This window comes from Metabacillus lacus (assembly GCF_009674805.1).
Taxonomy (GTDB): domain Bacteria; phylum Bacillota; class Bacilli; order Bacillales; family Bacillaceae; genus Metabacillus_C; species Metabacillus_C lacus.
On sequence record NZ_WKKI01000002.1, the window covers coordinates 1 to 18,753 of the forward strand.

18 protein-coding genes are annotated in these 18,753 nt (G+C 43.4%); 3 read left to right on the forward strand and 15 right to left on the reverse strand.

Going from position 1 to position 18,753, the window contains the following annotated elements:
* A partial coding sequence (locus tag GJU40_RS20805; protein WP_212029776.1) for a hypothetical protein occupies positions 1 to 207 on the forward strand: 207 nt, incomplete at its 5' end.
* A gap of 30 nt (positions 208 to 237) precedes the next feature.
* On the opposite strand, the gene sigE is transcribed toward GJU40_RS20805, so the two are convergent.
* The 15 genes from sigE to GJU40_RS01370 all read right to left on the reverse strand — a co-directional run bounded on the left by sigE (position 238) and on the right by GJU40_RS01370 (position 17,219).
* Positions 238 to 957: an RNA polymerase sporulation sigma factor SigE gene (gene sigE, locus GJU40_RS01300; protein WP_154305938.1), complete on the reverse strand. Its 720-nt coding sequence runs from the start codon at positions 955 to 957 to the stop codon at positions 238 to 240.
* A gap of 55 nt (positions 958 to 1,012) precedes the next feature.
* Entirely contained in the window at positions 1,013 to 1,942 is a 930-nt protein-coding gene (spoIIGA, locus tag GJU40_RS01305; protein WP_343031333.1) for a sigma-E processing peptidase SpoIIGA, read from the reverse strand.
* 345 nt (positions 1,943 to 2,287) lie between these two features.
* On the reverse strand, positions 2,288 to 3,433 hold the full coding sequence (ftsZ, locus tag GJU40_RS01310) for a cell division protein FtsZ (RefSeq protein WP_154305940.1): 1,146 nt from the start codon (positions 3,431 to 3,433) through the stop codon (positions 2,288 to 2,290).
* 42 nt (positions 3,434 to 3,475) lie between these two features.
* Positions 3,476 to 4,759 carry a cell division protein FtsA gene (ftsA, locus tag GJU40_RS01315; protein ID WP_154305941.1) on the reverse strand — a complete coding sequence of 428 codons (1,284 nt, stop codon included), beginning with the start codon at positions 4,757 to 4,759 and terminating at the stop codon, positions 3,476 to 3,478.
* A 168-nt stretch (positions 4,760 to 4,927) separates the two neighbouring features.
* Positions 4,928 to 5,290 carry a small basic family protein gene (locus GJU40_RS01320; RefSeq protein WP_154306184.1) on the reverse strand — a complete coding sequence of 121 codons (363 nt, stop codon included), beginning with the start codon at positions 5,288 to 5,290 and terminating at the stop codon, positions 4,928 to 4,930.
* Entirely contained in the window at positions 5,290 to 6,012 is a 723-nt protein-coding gene (locus GJU40_RS01325; protein ID WP_154305942.1) for a DUF881 domain-containing protein, read from the reverse strand. Before GJU40_RS01325 ends, GJU40_RS01320 begins: the two co-directional genes overlap by 1 nt.
* Positions 6,013 to 6,037: 25 nt before the next feature.
* On the reverse strand, positions 6,038 to 6,739 hold the full coding sequence (locus GJU40_RS01330; RefSeq protein WP_154305943.1) for a DUF881 domain-containing protein: 702 nt from the start codon (positions 6,737 to 6,739) through the stop codon (positions 6,038 to 6,040).
* Entirely contained in the window at positions 6,729 to 7,532 is an 804-nt protein-coding gene (locus GJU40_RS01335) for a cell division protein FtsQ/DivIB (RefSeq protein ID WP_154305944.1), read from the reverse strand. Before GJU40_RS01335 ends, GJU40_RS01330 begins: the two co-directional genes overlap by 11 nt.
* A gap of 140 nt (positions 7,533 to 7,672) precedes the next feature.
* The gene (gene murB / locus GJU40_RS01340) at positions 7,673 to 8,584 is read right to left on the reverse strand and encodes a UDP-N-acetylmuramate dehydrogenase (RefSeq protein WP_154305945.1); all 912 of its coding nucleotides are present in this window, start codon (positions 8,582 to 8,584) and stop codon (positions 7,673 to 7,675) included.
* Between the two features lie 123 nt (positions 8,585 to 8,707).
* Positions 8,708 to 9,802, reverse strand: coding sequence for an undecaprenyldiphospho-muramoylpentapeptide beta-N-acetylglucosaminyltransferase (gene murG / locus GJU40_RS01345; RefSeq protein WP_154305946.1), 1,095 nt, complete (start codon positions 9,800 to 9,802; stop codon positions 8,708 to 8,710).
* Between the two features lie 194 nt (positions 9,803 to 9,996).
* Entirely contained in the window at positions 9,997 to 11,097 is a 1,101-nt protein-coding gene (spoVE, locus tag GJU40_RS01350) for a stage V sporulation protein E (protein WP_154305947.1), read from the reverse strand.
* A 70-nt stretch (positions 11,098 to 11,167) separates the two neighbouring features.
* The gene (murD, locus tag GJU40_RS01355; protein WP_154305948.1) at positions 11,168 to 12,523 is read right to left on the reverse strand and encodes a UDP-N-acetylmuramoyl-L-alanine--D-glutamate ligase; all 1,356 of its coding nucleotides are present in this window, start codon (positions 12,521 to 12,523) and stop codon (positions 11,168 to 11,170) included.
* On the reverse strand, positions 12,524 to 13,498 hold the full coding sequence (mraY, locus tag GJU40_RS01360; protein WP_154305949.1) for a phospho-N-acetylmuramoyl-pentapeptide-transferase: 975 nt from the start codon (positions 13,496 to 13,498) through the stop codon (positions 12,524 to 12,526).
* Positions 13,499 to 13,607: 109 nt separating this feature from the next.
* Entirely contained in the window at positions 13,608 to 15,089 is a 1,482-nt protein-coding gene (locus tag GJU40_RS01365) for a UDP-N-acetylmuramoyl-L-alanyl-D-glutamate--2,6-diaminopimelate ligase (RefSeq protein ID WP_154305950.1), read from the reverse strand.
* Positions 15,090 to 15,269: 180 nt separating this feature from the next.
* A complete protein-coding gene (locus GJU40_RS01370; protein ID WP_154305951.1) occupies positions 15,270 to 17,219 on the reverse strand; it encodes a stage V sporulation protein D in 1,950 nt (649 codons plus the stop codon).
* A 735-nt stretch (positions 17,220 to 17,954) separates the two neighbouring features.
* Between GJU40_RS01370 and GJU40_RS20630 the strand changes: the two genes are divergently transcribed.
* Together GJU40_RS20630 and GJU40_RS20635 are read left to right on the forward strand one after the other, a co-directional pair.
* On the forward strand, positions 17,955 to 18,152 hold the full coding sequence (locus GJU40_RS20630; protein WP_170289292.1) for a hypothetical protein: 198 nt from the start codon (positions 17,955 to 17,957) through the stop codon (positions 18,150 to 18,152).
* Between the two features lie 247 nt (positions 18,153 to 18,399).
* Positions 18,400 to 18,585: a hypothetical protein gene (locus tag GJU40_RS20635; protein WP_170289293.1), complete on the forward strand. Its 186-nt coding sequence runs from the start codon at positions 18,400 to 18,402 to the stop codon at positions 18,583 to 18,585.
* Positions 18,586 to 18,753: the final 168 nt, after the last annotated feature.

The window sequence follows — 18,753 nt, forward strand, 5'->3', positions numbered from 1 at the left end:
AAGTCTTCAATAAAAACAAATTCCGCTTCATTTTGTGATTCTCTTTTTGGTTTAAACATCCCATTCACCATCCTAGAGTTATTACCTATATTATACCAAATTAACGCGGTGAATTGGGAAAGTAAAAGAAAAAAAATAAAAGACTGTCGAGAGTTTCTCGACAGCCTGAGGACAAGGTATTCCCTTGTCCTTGTGAACCTATGGTAAATATTAGAAAACAACAACTTAAAAATTCCATCAGACCATTTTATTAAATTCTTTTCTCAATCTTTTAATAATTCTTTTTTCCAGCCTTGAAATATAGGATTGCGAAATCCCCAGCATATCAGCCACGTCTTTTTGTGTTTTTTCCTCTCCTCCCAAAAGGCCGAATCTCAGCTCCATGATTTGCTTTTCACGCTCATTCAGCTGTTGAAGTGCTTTTAAAAGAAGCTTTTTATCCACATTCGCTTCCAGATCTTTGGTAATGATATCCTCATCGGTCCCAAGAACATCGGATAGAAGAAGCTCATTGCCGTCCCAATCAATATTCAAAGGTTCATCAAATGAAACCTCTGAGCGGATTTTATTATTTCTTCTCAGATACATCAGTATTTCATTTTCAATGCACCGGGATGCATATGTAGCCAGCTTAATTTTCTTTTCAGGATTAAATGTATTCACCGCTTTGATAAGACCGATTGTTCCAATACTAATTAAATCCTCTATATTGATCCCCGTATTTTCAAACTTTCTGGCAATATAAACAACAAGCCTCAGATTACGCTCAATTAGGATGGATCTGGCTGCTTCATCCCCAGAAGGAAGCTTAATCAGCAAAAGCTCCTCTTCTTCCTTTGATAATGGTGGAGGCAGGGCTTCGCTGCCTCCGATATAGTAAATTTCATCTGTTTTTAATCCGAGCTTGATTAGCAGTTTATACCAAAGATACGTAAAGTACAGTTTGAGTTTTTTCATTATTCTCCCCCTTCTAAATATTTATTTAACGAGTAAGATAATACTATCTGTGCCTTTAGGAAACGTGCTGTACAGGATCTCCCTGAAGCATTTTAGGGTGCAGAATACATTGAAAGTCTCCATCTGAAGAGAGGGGCTCGGCATTAAGTCCTACTATTGCCTTTTTTACTTCAAAGACTCCCTCTGCAGTAGTAATCTTAACCAAATCAGGCTTTACACCCAGCAAGAATTGATGTGACTGACCAACTCCCCTGTACGGTATAATCCGCAGCCGGTCCAGCCAAGGCCACTCACTGCTGTCATTTAAAAAAGATACAGCCGCATCTCCTGACATAATATTGCTCACCAGCTGCTGGGGCAGCTGGTCTCTTACATACTGCACACCCAGTATCATAACGGGCACTTTAGTCAGAGGGTCGGAAAGCTGATTTCCGCTGTCTATCAATCCCCTAATCTGCAGAAAAGAATCTTCTATCCTAATAGACACTTCTGCTATCTGATCATATTGTATTTTTTTTGTTTCAAATTCTTCCACTCTTCTTCTTGAAAAATACCAGAGAGCCGGAAAAGCAGCTGCAACAAACATCCAGCTGACAGGATCTCCGTAGCCTGTAGAATACGTATTCACAATGCCGCTGAATACACTGAATTCCGTTTTCAAGAAAAAGTGAAGCCCGATAATTCCGCCGCCAACAATGAAAGTAGAAAAATAGAATGTCAGTAAATTTTGAATGAAGAAAGAAAATCGTTTAAAAGAAAAAGCTGTAATTACCATAAGTAAAGAAAATAAAAGTTTACCTGCAGGGTGAGATACCAAAGGTGCTGCCGGGGTGAACAAAAGAACCACAATACTGGATCCTATAAGAGCCCCCAGCATAAGCCTATGCCACTTGAAACTTCTTTTAAGTATAAGTGCTGTCAGCAGCAGAAGCATGCCATCAAAAGTAAAGTTTAACAGCCAGATTACATCAAGATATATTGCCACCGCATGCTCCTTCCCCTGTATTTCTTTAAGCAGAATATACAAACTTATAAAGAAAGCAAGCCTGTTAGAGATTAGTATAAAGCAGAAAGAAGTTGAAAGTCTGTCACTTGCTGTTGAGAGGATGGGAGAAATTTTGAAGGAAAACTGGAAGTTTTGTCGAGAGAATATGACGAGAAAATACTTGACCCCCTCCATTTTCTGACGTAAATGGCGGGGGCTGGTTTTTACCCTTGATTTACAAGAACGTTTGTTCTATAATATAAGAAGCCTTTGAATTGGGGCAGCTTTATTTCTGCTATTTCATAAAAAAAAGCATGATCCCCAATGGGGATCATGCCGGATCTGTTATCTGCGTCTATTACGGTTACGAAGGAAAGTAGGGATATCAAGCGCATCCTCAGGCTGTTGAGACCTTGTAGGTATTTCTTGAGGCTGTTCTTCCCTTTTAACTTCTCTTTCTCTTTCCCTTTTAGCTGTAGGTGTCACATTTGGTTTCATGCCCCCGAATGGACGTCCCGACTTAGGAGTATTGATTTCCTGCTCACTGAATCCAGTGGCAATGACTGTAACAATGATTTCATCTTTCAAATTCTCGTTAATCACAGAACCGAAAATCATATTCACATCCTGATCAGATGCAGAAGCAACAATATCAGCAGCTTCCTGAACTTCATAAAGGCTGAGGTTAGTGCCTCCGGTAATATTCATTAAGACACCTTGTGCACCATCAATGGCAGTCTCGAGCAATGGACTGGAAACAGCTTTCTTAGCTGCTTCTGCAGCACGATTTTCTCCGGTCGCCACACCGATTCCCATAAGAGAAGAACCACGGTTAGACATAATTGTTTTTACGTCTGCAAAGTCGAGGTTAATTAACCCTGGAGTCGCAATCAAGTCGGATATACCTTGTACACCCTGGCGAAGAACATTGTCAGCCTCACGGAACGCTTCAAGCATTGGTGTATTTTTGTCAACAATCTCAAGAAGACGGTCGTTCGGGATGACGATCAGTGTATCTACCGCTTCTTTCATAGATGCAATTCCACCGGCAGCCTGCATTTGGCGTTTACGGCCTTCAAATGTAAACGGCCTTGTAACAACACCAACTGTTAAAGCTCCAAGATCTTTTGCGATTTGAGCAATAACCGGCGCTGCACCTGTTCCAGTGCCGCCTCCCATACCAGCTGTAACAAACACCATGTCAGCACCTCTCAGTGCTTCTTCAATCTGTTCTTTGCTTTCTTCAGCTGCTTTTTTCCCTACTTCAGGGTTAGCTCCGGCACCTAGTCCTCTTGTTAATTTGGAGCCTATTTGCATTTTAATTTCCGCTTTGGACAGGTTTAAGGCTTGAGCATCAGTATTTACTGCAATAAACTCAACCCCCTGAACTCCATGCTCAATCATCCGGTTAACAGCGTTGTTTCCACCGCCGCCAACTCCAATTACCTTTATAGTGGCTAATCCGTCAATATTTGTATCAAACTCCAACATGCAAAATCCTCCTAATCCATCAATGGCTTCTCATCGGTGATTCTATTCAAAGAAGTAACCAAAAAACTTTTTCACTTTATTAGATTTTTTTTCACCGCTAGGCTGCTGAGACTTTGCTTTGGTGCGCTGCTCTTCCTTCGCAGCAGCTACCTCCACTTTTTCTGCAGCAACATTGGAACTGATTTTTCTACCTTGTATTTTTGCATTTTTGTGGGCAAACTGGATCAAACCAACACCAGTCATATATTTGGGTTCGCGAACCCCTATATAATCAGGGCTGGCAATTCTGACGCTGTTTTGCAGAACTGCCTGGGACAGCTCGGAGACACCGGGCATTCCAACGGAACCCCCAGTTAGCACATACCCTCCAGGAAGGTCATGATATCCCATTCTTCTAATTTCATTTTGCACCAGTTCCAGCACTTCTTCAAGCCTTGCCTCTATAATCTCAGATAATTCCAGCTGTGTGAACTGCTGCTTCTGGTCTGTTCCAATAATTGAAACTTCAAAGATGTCATCCTCTGAAGCATAATCATAGTAAGCGTGACCGTGTTTCACTTTTATTCTTTCAGCTTCTTCCGTATTTGTTCGCAGGCCGATTGAAATATCCTTTGTAATATGCTCCCCTCCGACAGGGAACACAGTTGTTGACTGCAGGTGTCCGTCTTTAAAAACAGCGATTGTTGTAGAACCGCCGCCAACATCAACAAGCGCTACACCCAGATTTTTTTCGTCCTTAGACAAAGCCACGGACCCCGCTGCAAGAGATTGCAGGCAAATATCAGTAATTTCCAACCCTGCTCTTTCAACACATCTAAGTAAGTTATGTAAGATCGTTTTGGAACCTGTAATAATGGTTCCTTCCATTTCTAATCTAACACCCAGCATGCCGCGAGGATCGTTAATTTCATCAAGCCCATCCACGATAAACTGGCGTGGTATAACATCAATTATTTCCCGTTCGGGTGGAATGGAAACAACCTGTGCCGCTTCAATTACTCTTCGAACATCCTCGTTGCTGATTTCCCTATTATCACTGGAAACCGCAACAACTCCGTGACAGTCTTGGAGATGGACATGGTTTCCGGTAACTCCCACAACCACTTTCTTTAAAGGGATCCCTACCATTCTCTCCGCCTGCTCTACAGCTTTTTTTATAGAATGAACTGTTTCATCTATATCAACTATTGAGCCTTTTCTTAGACCTTCAGACTTTACATGGCCAACACCTATAATGTTCAGGGAATCATTAGCCATTTCGCCGATGATTACTTTAACACTGGATGTACCGATGTCAAGACTTACAAATATTTCATTGCTGTTCATTCTATGGCACCTCCTTATCTATCTTTTCTATTCTATTATTAGGAGAACAACAATACAATTAAACTGGTATTACAGCTTTGTAACAACTGTTATACACTTGTTGTCTTTTATCCACAAATACAGTTACATGAGTTATTCGCTATAAGCTTCTATATCCCTTTTTAAAAATCACTTTTTTTTCAAATTTTCTCGATGAAGACTCCACTTTGAAATAATAATTCTGCGAATGACTGCTATATTTTGAAAAAGCCTTACTCCAAACGCAAAGACAGCCACTAAATACAAGTCTACACCAAGATGGACACCCAGAAAAGCCAAACTTGCCGCAAGGATAATATTAAAGAAAAATCCCGATACAAATACAAGCTCATCGTACACATTTTGAAGCTGGGCGCGGATGCCTCCCAAAAGTGTATCCAGCGCTGCTAAAATTGCTATAGAAAGATAATTTGAGTATTCAGCAGGAATGCGGAACTCTGTTAACAGACCGAGTGCAATTCCTAAAATTAACCCGAGAATCGGAAGCCACATCAAGAAGCCCCCCCTTCTGAGGCTTTTACAGGCTTCAGCTGCTTGACCCTGATTGAATCTTCATAGCCAGGAACTTTAACAGACTGCCTGGGCTGGGAAATTTTTAAACTCAGATTGTCAATTGCAAAGTTCTCGTCTGTATTTGATGCTGACAATCGGTTGTAAAGCTTGTCCGCATCTGAAGAAATTACTTTTAAAATAATAGGATAATTGTTAAGGCTGTAGCCGTCAATTTTCGTAACGCCGTTAATATCCCTGATAACGCTGGTGTTAATATACCTTCTTCCCGAAATTGAAATCTGCTCAGCTCCGTAGGAATTCAATTCATTTATGAGCCTTTTCAGGAGCTCAGGAGGCACACTTTGTATTTCTTTCCCTAGCACTTCTCCGCTGAACAGGGGTTCTACCATGATTTCAATGCCTGGTCCTTCAGCTTCAGTCACACCGGCCTTCACCTTTAGCTGCTGCAGAGCATCCTTTAAAGCTCGTTCAGGATTCTGGTTTTCCTGCTCCTCATAACTTTTCAGCATTTCTTCATATTTCCTTATTTCCGAAAGCATCTGGGCACCGAGCTGCTGTTCTTTTTTTAAATCTTCCCGTATCTCCCACATGTCTCTTGTATCTCTGACGGCAGGTTCCTTAATAGACAAAAACTGGACCGCAAGCATGAAACCAAACACCATTGTTAATATTGTAAAGCCCAATCCTTTGTTCCATTTCATTTCGCTATACTACCACCTGTTCTTTTTAGGAGGAATTCCCATCCCGAAGCAACGGATTCATCACGACAGAATCTCTTTTTTCAAGAGTAACCACTATATTATCAAACGCAAGCTGTTCAACCGTTCCTCCTGAGATATTCAAAGCCGGAACTAAAACATCCGGATCACCAATTGCAGAAATAACAAAAGGTGCAGGAAATTGATTTCCATCCACTGTGATAACCGGGCCGTTGCAAAATATATAGGAGTTATGTGATAAGCGCTGTCCGTTTATTGAGACCGCGCTTGCACCCGCAATCAGGAGTTCATTGACCACTTTGAAAACATGGCTCTCATGAACTATATAATTGTTCACATTTTCTCCTTCAGGGATGTAGGACGAGTCATCAAGCGTTACCTGAACACCTGCTCCTGCCACACCTACTTCGCCGGTAAACATTCTGTATTTTTCTACATCTTCAACAAGATTAAAATATATTTGTTTTTCATTCTTCAGATCTTCTTCCAGCTGTCTAACCTGCTCCTGCTTTTGATAGAGCTCCTGCTGTAAAGAACGGTTTTTTTCCTCCTGCTGTATGAGGTCATTCCTTATTTTGTACTCTTTTTCCCATTGTTCAGTAGAAAGCGGATGAAGTACCTGCTGTTCTTTTGTCAATTGATAGGAAAAGGAAATAAGAAATCCCGCCACAAGCATAATCAAAGAAAAAATGACAGATTTACTCTTCATTTTCATTGCTGCTGTTCTCTCCTTCAAGCTCTTCAGTTTCCCCATTGTAAGCCTTAAAATAGGTACCAACTTCCAAATGGATGACACCTTTTACATCAGGATTCAGCTGGCTTGCAATTGAAGGGTAGAGTAACATTTTTTCTGCAAAATTTCTCACGGAAGCACTCACTTCAAACCCGTCATTCATAAAGAGTGTAATGCGCCATGGATCCGACTCTGTTGGAGTATGATGAATTTCTGAAATGGAGTTTGCGATACTGTCCGGCAGTTTCATTAATTCACTCGCCATATCTCTGATTTCTTCTCCGGACTTCCAGTTAACAAGGATTGGTGCGTCAGCTGGAATCGTATCAGGAACAGCATCTAAAATATTTCCGTTCTCAAGAAATGGGAAATATGCATTGTTTTTTTCTGCATAAGCTACTCTGGCATACTCTTCTACCTTTATGATTATCGTTCCAGGAAGTCTTTTCTCTATTTGTAGATCTTTAATTTTTTTATGTTTGGTTACCTGCTCTTTTACATTTTCTTCTTTCACATTCCAGTAGCCTGTTGAACTGGTAATTCCGCTCATACTAAGGATTTCTTCTTTAGAGACCATGTCATTGCCCGTAACATCAACATGAGAAACCTTGCTGAGAGGAGATTGAAAGTAGATGACAAGCAGGATAAGTATAAAAAAGAGAGAAAGAAAGGAGATCAGCCTTCTGTTGCTTTTTTGTTTTCTGTTTTGCTTGATCTTCGGTATTCTATCTTCCAGTGATACTACTTTTTTTTCTTCATGCAAACTCAACAATCCTCACCCCGTCCCAGGAGAAAACCTCCGGGCTAAGTTTATCCTTAAAAAGAGAACAAACGGCACGAGAAGATGCCGTTTTCCGATCTCTTTATGAGGATTATAACACACTAACAGCGTGAATAGGTTGAGTTTCTTTACCGTTTTCTTCCCATAATTTCGACTTCAGTTTCCAATTCGACACCGTATTTTTCACGAATTGTGCCCTTTACAAACTCTATCAGCTCCAATACATCTCTTGCAGTTCCGCCGCCGGCATTCACTATGAAATTCCCATGCATATCTGAGATGCGTGCCCCGCCAATCTGGTATCCTTTTAAACCTGCTTTTTCAACAAGCTGTCCGGCATAATCAGGCAGCGGGTTTCTGAAAATGCTTCCTGCGCAAGGATGTGACCAGGGCTGTGTTTCTCTTCGATAATCCTTATTTTTCTGCATGACACCCACAATTTCTTCTTTTGTTCCTTCCTGAAGCTGCAGAACTGCTTCAAGACATATCCCTGGGCGTTTTTTCTGGAGAACTGACGTCCGGTATGAAAATTCCATTTCTTCATTTGAAAGCCATTGAATCTCTCCGTCTTCAAACAAAACAAGAGCCTTTAAAAGAATACTGGACATATCTGAACGGTGTGCGCCGGCATTCATATATACTGCTCCGCCTACCGATCCTGGAATTCCGCTTGCAAATTCCAAGCCTGATAATCCTTTTTTACTGATGATGGTCGACAGCTTGATCAGAGAGTAGCCCCCTCCAACTGTCAAGACATTTCCGCTGATTTCCATATGATCAAGGCCGTCACCCAATTTGATAACAACACCTTCAATTCCTTCATCGGATACAAGCAAATTGGATCCCCTGCCAATTGCAGTCCAGCTGATTCCATGTTTTTTTACCAGTTCAATCGTCTTTTTTAGGCCGTCCAGGCTGCCGGGTTGAACAAATACATCGGCAGGTCCGCCAATTTTCATTGTAGTATGCTTTGATAAAGGTTCAAGTTCAGTAACCTTCCCTACATTCGCCTGTTGCAGTTCTTTTATAAATGTCTCCATGACAACCTCCTGTAAATCCTTCACTTAATTCTGGGCTGAAAATAAAGGGGCCAAAGAGATTTTAGCAAACCTCACGTCTCATACCCTTCTTTGCAACTCTTGAAACCATATAGAATATTCTTTTTATTTGTTTGTTAAATCTCTCATCAGTTCAGACAATCGCCTTGCCGCATCCGGCATGCCTAATTTCCTTGAAGCCTGCTGCATATGTTGAAGTTCTTCCTGATTTAAAAGGATATCATCAATTTTTTTGAGAAGATTGTCATTGTTTAATTCGCTCTCCAGTAAAAGTACTGCTGCGCCATGGTCGCTGAGTGCGCGGGCATTTTTTTCCTGATGATTTGCTGTAACATGAGGGCTTGGAACCAAAATGCTCGGAAGCCCAAGAGCTGTTATCTCCGCCAGTGAAGTGGCACCGGCACGCGAAACAATGAGCTCGACACCTGCAAGGACTTCCGGCATGTTATGGATGAAAGGTTTAATGTGCACATTATCCGGTATACCTGCTTTTTTCGCTTTATTCATAACCGTCTCATAATGTACTTCACCAGTAATATAGAGTACCTGATACTCCCTTTTGCCAAGGTTATTCAGCATAGCAAGAACAGCATCATTAATTGCCTTAGCCCCTCTGCTTCCCCCAAAAATCAGCACAGTGTTTTTTTGAGGATGGAGCCCAGCAGAAGCTTTCCCTTTGCTTCCGTCCACACCGATGACTTCCGATGCCCTCGGATTTCCTGTCAGCACAGTTTTCTCCGAAGGAAAAAAGCTTTTTGCTTCCTCAAAACAAACAGCTACCTTATCCACATACCTTGCAAGAAACTTGTTCGTTAAACCTGGAATGCTATTCTGCTCGTGAATGATCGTTGGAATTTTCAATTTGGATGCTGCGTATACGACAGGTCCGCAAACATACCCGCCAGTTCCTATGACAACATCCGGCTTATATTCTTTCAACATTTTTTTACTTTCATTAACACCCTTGAGAAAGCGAAAAATTGTTCTTGCATTCTCAAAAGAAATGCTTCTTTTAAACCCAGTAATTTCAATGGATTGAAATGGAATGCCCTCTCTGCCGACAATTTTTTTCTCAAGACCTTTTTCTGTTCCTATGTATAAAAACTCAGCTTCTTGATCTTCTTTTTTCATTTCATTGATCAATGCCAAAGCAGGATATATATGACCGCCGGTACCTCCGCCGCTTACTACTACTTTCATTTGCAAACCTCCAATAAAACTGATAGTTAAAAAGCTTAACCCTGTTGAGCGTCAACAGGGCCATTCAAAAATATTATAACGGAAAGACAAGCGTCAAATATACTCTTAATCTAACTAAAATCCATTTTTCTGATCTACAAGCATTTATAGATACGCTGCAGCATAACTTACCAGGCGGTATGAAAGAAGTATCTTTAGTATCTGGCATATCTGCTGATGTTCAGCAAAACACCTACTGCCATCAGCATAAGTGTCAGCGAGGAACCTCCATAGCTCAGGAAAGGCAGAGTGATGCCTGTGACAGGCATTAAGCCTGTTACGACACCTACATTGATCATGACTTGTATGGCAATCATTGAAACAATTCCAACTGCGACAAAACTGCCGTAAAGATCCGGGGCTCCCAACGCAATTCGAATCCCTCTCCAAAGCAGCAGGCTGAACAGCAGAATAACCAGAGACCCCCCGATGAACCCCAGTTCTTCAGACAAGATAGCAAATATAAAGTCTGTCTGAGGCTCAGGCAGATAAAAGAATTTTTGCCGGCTTTGTCCCAGACCCAAACCAAAAAGACCTCCAGGGCCGATTGCATAAAGTGATTGAATGATCTGAAACCCGCTTCCGAGAGGGTCTTCCCATGGATTAAGAAATGAGGTAATCCTTTTTATGCGATATGGAGCTGACAAAACCAAGCCTACAAAGCCCGCTACTCCCAGAAGACCGAGAAATGCAAAATGGCTGATTCTCGCTCCCGCTACAAAAATCATTGCAATACAAGTGCCCACCATAACGGTGCCGGTGCCCAGGTCAGGCTGCAGCATAATCATGCCAAAAGCAGTAAATACAAGCAGCAATGATGGAAAAAGCCCATTTTTAAAAGAGGTGATTTTCTTCTGATGCTCGGACAAGAATTTTGCCAGAAACGCAATCATGGCAAGCTTCATAAATTCAGAGGGCTGAATGGAAAAAGCCCCTACACCTATCCAGCTTCGAGATCCATTTCTAACCATTCCAACACCTGGTACGAGAACAGCTATTAACAACACAAAGCAGATGATGATCAACAGCTTTGCCCATGTTCTCCAGGTCCAATAATCAACATTCATGATAAAAAACATGGCTATTACGCCGATTACAGCAAATAAAAGCTGGCGTTTCGCAAAGAAAAAAGAATCATCAAATTTATAAGTAGCCCATACTGCACTGGCACTGTACACCATAATCAGCCCGATGGACAGCAAAAGCAGTGTTATGATGACCAGAATAAAATCCGGTGTAGATCTTTTTGTCGTCAACGCCATACACCCCAATAAAAGTTATTAGGGCCGGTGCGTGAAGTGTTCCCTGCTGCGCGTGTACAAGCCCTTATTTAAGCATATGCACGGCATCAATAAACATGTCTCCTCTTTGCTCAAACGTCTTATACTGATCCCAGCTTGCACAAGCGGGAGACAATAAAACAACGTTGCCTTCTTTGGAAACTTCATTGGCAGCCGATACTGCTTTCTCCACATTATCGACGCGTTGTATAATTTCTATTCCGGCTTTTACAGCTACTGCCTCAAGTTTAGGGGCAGTCTGCCCGAAAGTTATCAGGGCGCGGACATTTTTCAGGGAAGGAAGCAGCTCGTCAAACTCGTTCCCGCGGTCCAGACCTCCTGCAAGCAGGATAACGGGATTTTGAAATGCTTCAAGCGCCTTGCTTGTAGCCAAAATGTTCGTGGCTTTAGAATCATTGTAGTATTTCACACCATTCATCTGATCAACGAACTGCAGGCGGTGCCTTACTCCTGAAAAGCTTGTTAACACTTTTCTAATGGCTTCATTTCCAGCTCCCCTGCTTTTTGCAGCAGCTACTGCCGCAAGTATATTTTCAAGGTTATGCTTTCCAGGAAGAACAATCTCTTTTATGTTCATAATCGGTTCCCCTAAATATGTAAGCCAGCCGTCCTTTATACAAACGCCGTTTTCAAGTTCGCTGCTGACAGAAAAATATAATTTTTTCCCTTTCGTCTTTTCAGCAAGCAGGTTGACTGTTTTATCGTCCCAATTGATAACAGCAATATCGTCTTCTGTCAGATTTTCGTAAATTTTGCCTTTTGCAGAGGCATATTCCTCGCGTGTACCATGATAATCCAGATGGGCATCAAAGATGTTCAATACAATCGCAATGTCAGGTTTAAATTCTAATGTACCCATCAGCTGAAAAGAAGACAGTTCCGTAACGATGACTTGGCCCTGTTCTGCTTTAGCTGCTACTTCACACGCAACTGTTCCAATGTTTCCGGCAATCAGCGCATGCTGGCTGTCTGCTTTTAACATTTCATAGATCAGCGTGGTTGTAGTAGTTTTTCCATTAGAGCCTGTTATACCGATTATATCCGCTTCACTGATTTGATAGGCAAGCTCTACCTCTGTAACAATCGGAATATTCAAATGCTGCGCCTTTTCAATCATGGAGTTTGAATAAGGAATTCCGGGATTTTTCACTACCAGTTCAATTCCCCGCTCTTCAAACAAGCTGAGTGGATGGTTCCCGCAGATGACTGTAATTCCTAGTTTTTCCAGCTCCTGGGCCGCTTCATTTTCTTCGAATGGCTTCATGTCATTAACAGTGACTACAGCGCCCAGCGCGTGTAGTAATTTAGCTGCAGCTAAGCCGCTTTTTGCCAAACCGAGTACAAGTACTTGTTTATTTACATATTGTTTAATCTGCTTCAATTATAACCACACCTCAATATAAATTCCCAACACGGCAAACAGCAGGCCAACAGTCCAGAAAGTCACAACAACTCTCCACTCTGACCATCCCGACAGCTCGTAATGATGATGCAGCGGGCTCATCTTAAAGACACGTTTTCCTGTTGTTTTAAATGATATGACCTGAATAATAACCGAAAGTGTTTCCAGCACAAAGACGCCCCCGATTAAGATCAGGAGTATTTCCAGCTTTGTCAGAATTGCAATTGTAACGATTGCTCCTCCTAGAGCCAATGAACCTGTATCACCCATAAACACCTTGGCCGGATGGGCGTTGAAAACAAGAAAACCAAGAACAGCCCCTACAACAGCAACTGAGAAAATGGCAACATCATATTGAGATTGATTCCAGGCCAGCACTGCGAATGCGCCGAAGGCCACAGCAGCCGTTCCGGAAAGAAGACCGTCCAGACCATCTGTCAGGTTAACTGCATTAGATCCGCCAACAAGCATAAGGACCACTAAAACAATGTAAAACCAGCCTAAATCAAAGCTAACATCGGTCCCTGGAATACGGATGTCTGTTGAAAAACCGAATTGATTGAATACCAGATAAAAAATAACCGCAATGATTATTTGACCAATCAGCTTCTGTTTAGATGTTAATCCGAGATTTCTTTTCATCACAACTTTTATAAAATCATCTAAAAAGCCAAGAACTCCATACCCGAGCGTTACAAAAAGAAGCAAATACATTTCCACGCTAGGCTCAGAGAATTTATATGTCATGACCAATGTCGTTACAATGATTGATATGATAATCATAATGCCGCCCATCGTAGGCGTACCCGTCTTTTTCTGATGGGATTTTGGCCCTTCATCCCTGATGGACTGGCCAAACTTCAGTCTTCTCAGAAAGGGGATAAAGATGGGAGAGAAGAGGGCACTGATTAAAAATCCCAATAAAATCGTAAAGAATATTACCTGTTCGAGCATACGGAAGCCCCTCCCTTCTCGTTCAGCTTACACATTTTACTTAGCTTTATAACCTTATTCAATTGATCCACAACTCTTTCTTCCAAAATTCTGTTTTTGCTTATCATTTTTACTTTCCTCCGCTTCTGACAGAAGAAATTGCTCTGATAGCTACTTCACGATCGTCAAAATCTAAAATCTCTGTCCCGATGATCTGATAGGTTTCGTGGCCTTTTCCTGCAATAAGGACAACATCACCGGCTTCAGCTTTTTCGATCGCTGCAAATATAGCTTGTTCTCTGCTGATAATCTTCAGATAATCTTTGCCCATCACGCCTTGTTCCATGTCTTTCAGAATTTGTTCAGGATTTTCGCTTCGAGGATTATCTGAAGTAAAGATTGGGACATCACTGTATGTTGCAGCAATTTCAGCCATCACGGGACGTTTTGCCCTGTCCCTGTCTCCGCCGCAGCCCACTACAGCGTATACGTTGCTGCGCGCAAACTGCCTGATGGTTTTCAGCACGTTTTCAAGACTGTCGGGAGTATGTGCATAATCTACAATCACAGTAAAATCCTGTCCTGCATCCACGACTTCAAAGCGCCCTCTGACAGCTTGGAGATTCTCAATGGCTTCGACAATCGTATCTAGCGGTATGCCAGAAGCGGCGGCGGCACCGGCGGCGGCAAGCACATTATAAACACTGAATTTGCCGATCAGCTTCATCTCTACTTTTTTAGTGCCGGCAGGTGTTTTTAAATTAAAACTAGTGCCGCTGGCTGTCATCTTGATATCTTCCGCCATAATATCGCTGCTGCTATCAATGCCATACGTTAGAATATGCGCAGCTGTCATTAATTTATATTGTGAAGAGGCGGGATCATCATTGTTCAGCACTGCGAACTTGGGCTTGTTGTGATAAAACGTGTTTCCCAGCTGAGAAAATAGAAGACCTTTGGCCTGACGGTATGAATCCATTGTTTTGTGATAATCTAAATGATCCTGAGTCAGGTTTGTAAAGACAGCAACGTCATAATCACAGCCGTACACCCTTCCCATATGCAATGCATGTGATGATACTTCCATCACTGCTCCTTCCACACCTTCATCAAGCATACGGCGGAAAGTTTTTTGCAGTGTCAGGCTGTCTGGGGTCGTATTTTTGACGTTGGACACATTCTCACCAATTTTTATGTACATTGTGCCGATTAAACCAGTTTTTTTGCCGTGATTTTTAAGAATCTGCTCCACAATATGGCTTGTAGTTGTTTTGCCGTTGGTACCTGTTATTCCAATCAGATGCAGCTTTTGGGAAGGCTGCCCATAAAATGCATCAGCCAGCACAGCCATGGCCCTTTTAGTATCATTCACAATGATGACCGGCAAGTCACATTCTATGTCCCTTTCTGCAAGAATGGCAGCCGCTCCTTTATCTTTGGCAGCAGCAGCAAACAGATGGCCGTCAACTGTAAACCCTTCTATGCAAATGAACAGACTTCCGTCTTTCACTTCCCTGGAGTCCATTTCAATGGATTGAATATCAATATTCAATTCTTCAGCGTTTTTGCATTTGTAAAATGGCAACAAATTCAGCAACTCATTCAATTTCATGTAAAAACCTCTCAATTCTTTCCCTGATAAATAAAATTCTTTATGGCATACAGTACATATTTTAACGCAATATGGACGCATATGCCATACATCAAGGAATTCTTTTTTGAGGGCCAATCAAGCAGTAAGGAGTAACTCCCAAAAACATGCAGGCAATCGTAAAAACGACTGCCGCTTTTGTTAAGACTCCTCTTCCTTGTCAGGAGGAGCTTTTTGATCTCCCAAGTACAAGCGGATCGTACCGCCCTCTTTCATTTTGGCTCCCGCAGACGGAGACTGCTGCACGACCACCCCGCCCTCTCCTGAAACGTCAAGCTTCATATTTATCAGCTGTTCCTGCACTTCACCCTTTGTCAGTCCTAAAAGGTTCGGCACAGCTACCAGTTTTGTGTCCAGCCATTTATACTCTTTCTCGATCTGATTTTTCCTCGGTTTCACACCAAGTTCCCTTAAACTGTCTCCAATGATATTTCCTACAATCGGAGCAGCAACTGTTCCTCCGAATTGAATGGTGCCTTTTGGATTATCGACTGCAACATACACAACGAGCTGAGGGTCGTCAGCCGGAGCAAATCCAATAAAGGAAACAATATGGTTGTTTTTCAGGTATTTTCCGTCTTTCACTTTTTGTGCTGTTCCTGTTTTTCCGCCAACGCGGTAGCCATCTACAAACGCCTTGCCCCCTGTACCTTGAGCAACTACGCTTTCCAGGGCATATCGTATTTGTTTTGAAGTGTCTTCAGAAATCACTCTTCGCTTGGCATTAGGCGTATGACGGTTCAACACTTCGCCTGTGATCGGATCCAGCCATTCTTTAGCAATGTAAGGGGTATACAGGATTCCCCCGTTAACTGCAGCAGAAACAGCTGTTACCTGCTGTATCGGTGTAACCGAGACACCCTGTCCAAACGCGGTGGTTGCCTGTTCAACCGGACCTACTCTATCCAGACGAAATAATATTCCAGTTCCTTCTCCCTGCAAATCAATTCCGGTTTTTTTGCCAAAGCCAAAATTGCTTATATATTGAAATAGAGTTTTCTTTCCGAGCCTCTGCCCCAGTTCGACAAATCCGGGGTTGCAGGAGTTCTGGACAACCTCTAAAAAGCTTTGGCTTCCGTGTCCTCCCCTTTTCCAGCACCTTAACCTTGCTCCTCCGACTTCCACTGATCCGCCATCATAAAAATGCTCTTTTTCCAAGTTTACCTTTTTCTCCTCAAGCGCTGCCGCCAAAGTAATGATTTTAAAAGTTGAACCGGGCTCATAATTGCTCCAAACGGGCAGATTTCTATTGTAGACTATCGGATCTGTGTTTTTATAATTAGCAGGGTCAAAGCCGGGCCTGCTCGACATACCAATGATTTCACCGTTGTTCGGGTTCATGGCTATCGCAATCATGCCATCCGGATTATAGGTTGCTTCTGCCAGATCCAATTCCCTCTCAATAATGGTCTGAACTTTGGAATCAACAGTTAATTTTAAACTCGCCCCGTCTATTGGAGCTGTATAATCATCAGCCTCGTCCGGCATTCTTTTACCTTTAGCATCAGAATAGAATTTCACATATCCCTTCTTGCCTTTCAGCTGTTCATCATAATACGCTTCGAGACCAAGCAGGCCTTGGTTGTCTATTCCTGCAAATCCTAAAACATGTGAGAGATAGTTGCCAAAGGGATAATGCCTGATAGAATCCTCCGCAATATATATTCCTTTGAGGCCAAGCGACCTGATCTCTTTCGCTTTCTCATGAGAAATCTTTCTTCCTTCCGGGTTTACCCGGACAATAGAAGCTTTTTTCGTTACAAACTGATAAGCTTTTTCCTTTGACATATTCAAAGCTGCAGCAAGCTGTTCGGCTGTACCGGCAGGATCCTCCACCTGCCTCGGAACAACGAGCACTGACGGGGCACTTTTATTCGTGGCAAGCTTTACACCGTTCCTGTCCAGTATTTCTCCCCGCTCAGGCTCAAAAGGAATATTCCTGCTCCAAGAATCCTTTGCCAGGGATGTTAACTTTTCCCCCAGAACAAACTGGACAAAACCAAGCCTGACATCTATAACAGCAAAAATAAGAAAACCAAAAAACAATACAAGCGCAAGCCGCTTTCTGACCGTAACATTGGAAACCCGCATCCTCTTCAACCACCCCTTGTCTAGGCTCGTTTCAAATATATGCTTGTACAGGGGATGTATAGAACTAGAAAAGCGGAACCGGCTTGCAAGGCCCGACAAGCATAAGACAAGCTGGAATGAAGGTTGTTCTTTAACCTTCAGGCCAGATTGGCTTATGACCTCGAGGGCCTAGCCGGTGGAGCTGGACAAAGTAGAAAAGCGGAAGGCGCCGCTCAGCCCTGACAAGCATAAGACGGCTTGGGCGGGAGGTCGCTTTTTGACCTCTTGACCAAGACAGCTTATGACCTCGAAGGGCTGGCGCCTGGAGCTGGACAATGCAGAAAAGCGGAAGGCGCCCGTTCAGCCCTGACAAGCATAAGACGGCTTGGGCGGGAGGTCGCTCTTTGACCTCTTGACCAAGATGGCTTATGACCTCGAAGGGCTGGCGCCTGGAGCTGGACAATGCAGAAAAGCGGAAGGCGCCCGTTCAGCCCTGACAAGCATAAGACGGCTTGGGCAGGAGGTCGCTCTTTGACCTCTTGACCAAGATGGCTTCTGACCTCGAAGGGCTGGCGCCTGGAGCTGGACAATGCAGAAAACACAATCAAAGGAAGTCATGCTAAGAGCGCCACGTCCTGTGGCAACGCATGACTGTCCGACGTCGTGTCGGGCTCCGACAAGCATAAGACAAGCTGGAATGAAGGTTGTTCTTTAACCTTCAGGCCAGATTTGCTTATGACCTCGAGGGCCTAGCCGGTGGAGCTGGACAATGTAGAAAAGCGGAAGGCGCCGCTCAGCCCTGACAAGCATAAGATGGCTTGGACGGAAGGGCGCTCTTTGCCCTTTTGGCCAAGACGGCTTATGACCTCGAAGGGCTGGCGCCTGGAGCTGGACAATGTAGAAAAGCGGAAGGCGCCGCTCAGCCCTGACAAGCATAAGATGGCTTGGCCGTAAGGGCGCTCTTTGCCCTTATGGCCAAGACAGCTTATGACCTCGAAGGGCTGGCGCCTGGAGCTGGACAATGCAGAAAACACAATCAAAGGAAGTCATGCTAAGAGCGCCACGTCCTGTGGCAACGCATGACTGTCCGACGTCGTGTCGGGCTCCGACAAGCATAAGACGGCTTGGGCAGGAGGTCGCTCTTTGACCTCTTGACCAAGATGACTTATGACCTCGAGGGCCTAGCTGCCGGAGCTGGACAATGCAGAAAAGCGGAAGGCGCCCGTTCAGCCCTGACAAGCATAAGACTGCTTGGACGGAAGGGCGCTCTTTGCCCTTTTGGCCAAGACGGCTTATGACCTCGAAGGGCTGGCGCCTGGAGCTGGACAATGTAGAAAAGCGGAAGGCGCCGCTCAGCCCTGACAAGCATAAGACGGCTTGGACGTAAGGGCGCTCTTTGCCCTTTTGGCCAAGACGGCTTATGACCTCGAAGGGCTGGCGCCTGGAGCTGGACAAACCGAAAAGCGGAAGGCGCCCGTTCAGCCCTGACAAGCATAAGATGGCTTGGGCAGGAGGTCGCTCTTTGACCTTTTGGCCAAGACGGCTTATGACCTCG

What these genes read in the sequence shown, in the direction of transcription:
- sigE (WP_154305938.1), bottom strand. Translation starts at nt 957, where the DNA reads ATGAAAAAACTCAAACTGTACTTTACGTATCTTTGGTATAAACTGCTA.
- ftsZ (WP_154305940.1), bottom strand. Translation starts at nt 3,433, where the DNA reads ATGTTGGAGTTTGATACAAATATTGACGGATTAGCCACTATAAAGGTA.
- ftsA (WP_154305941.1), bottom strand. Translation starts at nt 4,759, where the DNA reads ATGAACAGCAATGAAATATTTGTAAGTCTTGACATCGGTACATCCAGT.
- GJU40_RS01320 (WP_154306184.1), bottom strand. Translation starts at nt 5,290, where the DNA reads ATGTGGCTTCCGATTCTCGGGTTAATTTTAGGAATTGCACTCGGTCTG.
- GJU40_RS01325 (WP_154305942.1), bottom strand. Translation starts at nt 6,012, where the DNA reads ATGAAATGGAACAAAGGATTGGGCTTTACAATATTAACAATGGTGTTT.
- GJU40_RS01330 (WP_154305943.1), bottom strand. Translation starts at nt 6,739, where the DNA reads ATGAAGAGTAAATCTGTCATTTTTTCTTTGATTATGCTTGTGGCGGGA.
- murB (WP_154305945.1), bottom strand. Translation starts at nt 8,584, where the DNA reads ATGGAGACATTTATAAAAGAACTGCAACAGGCGAATGTAGGGAAGGTT.
- murG (WP_154305946.1), bottom strand. Translation starts at nt 9,802, where the DNA reads ATGAAAGTAGTAGTAAGCGGCGGAGGTACCGGCGGTCATATATATCCT.
- mraY (WP_154305949.1), bottom strand. Translation starts at nt 13,498, where the DNA reads ATGCTCGAACAGGTAATATTCTTTACGATTTTATTGGGATTTTTAATC.
- GJU40_RS01365 (WP_154305950.1), bottom strand. Translation starts at nt 15,089, where the DNA reads ATGAAATTGAATGAGTTGCTGAATTTGTTGCCATTTTACAAATGCAAA.
- GJU40_RS01370 (WP_154305951.1), bottom strand. Translation starts at nt 17,219, where the DNA reads ATGCGGGTTTCCAATGTTACGGTCAGAAAGCGGCTTGCGCTTGTATTG.
- GJU40_RS20635 (WP_170289293.1), top strand. Translation starts at nt 18,400, where the DNA reads ATGCAGAAAAGCGGAAGGCGCCCGTTCAGCCCTGACAAGCATAAGACT.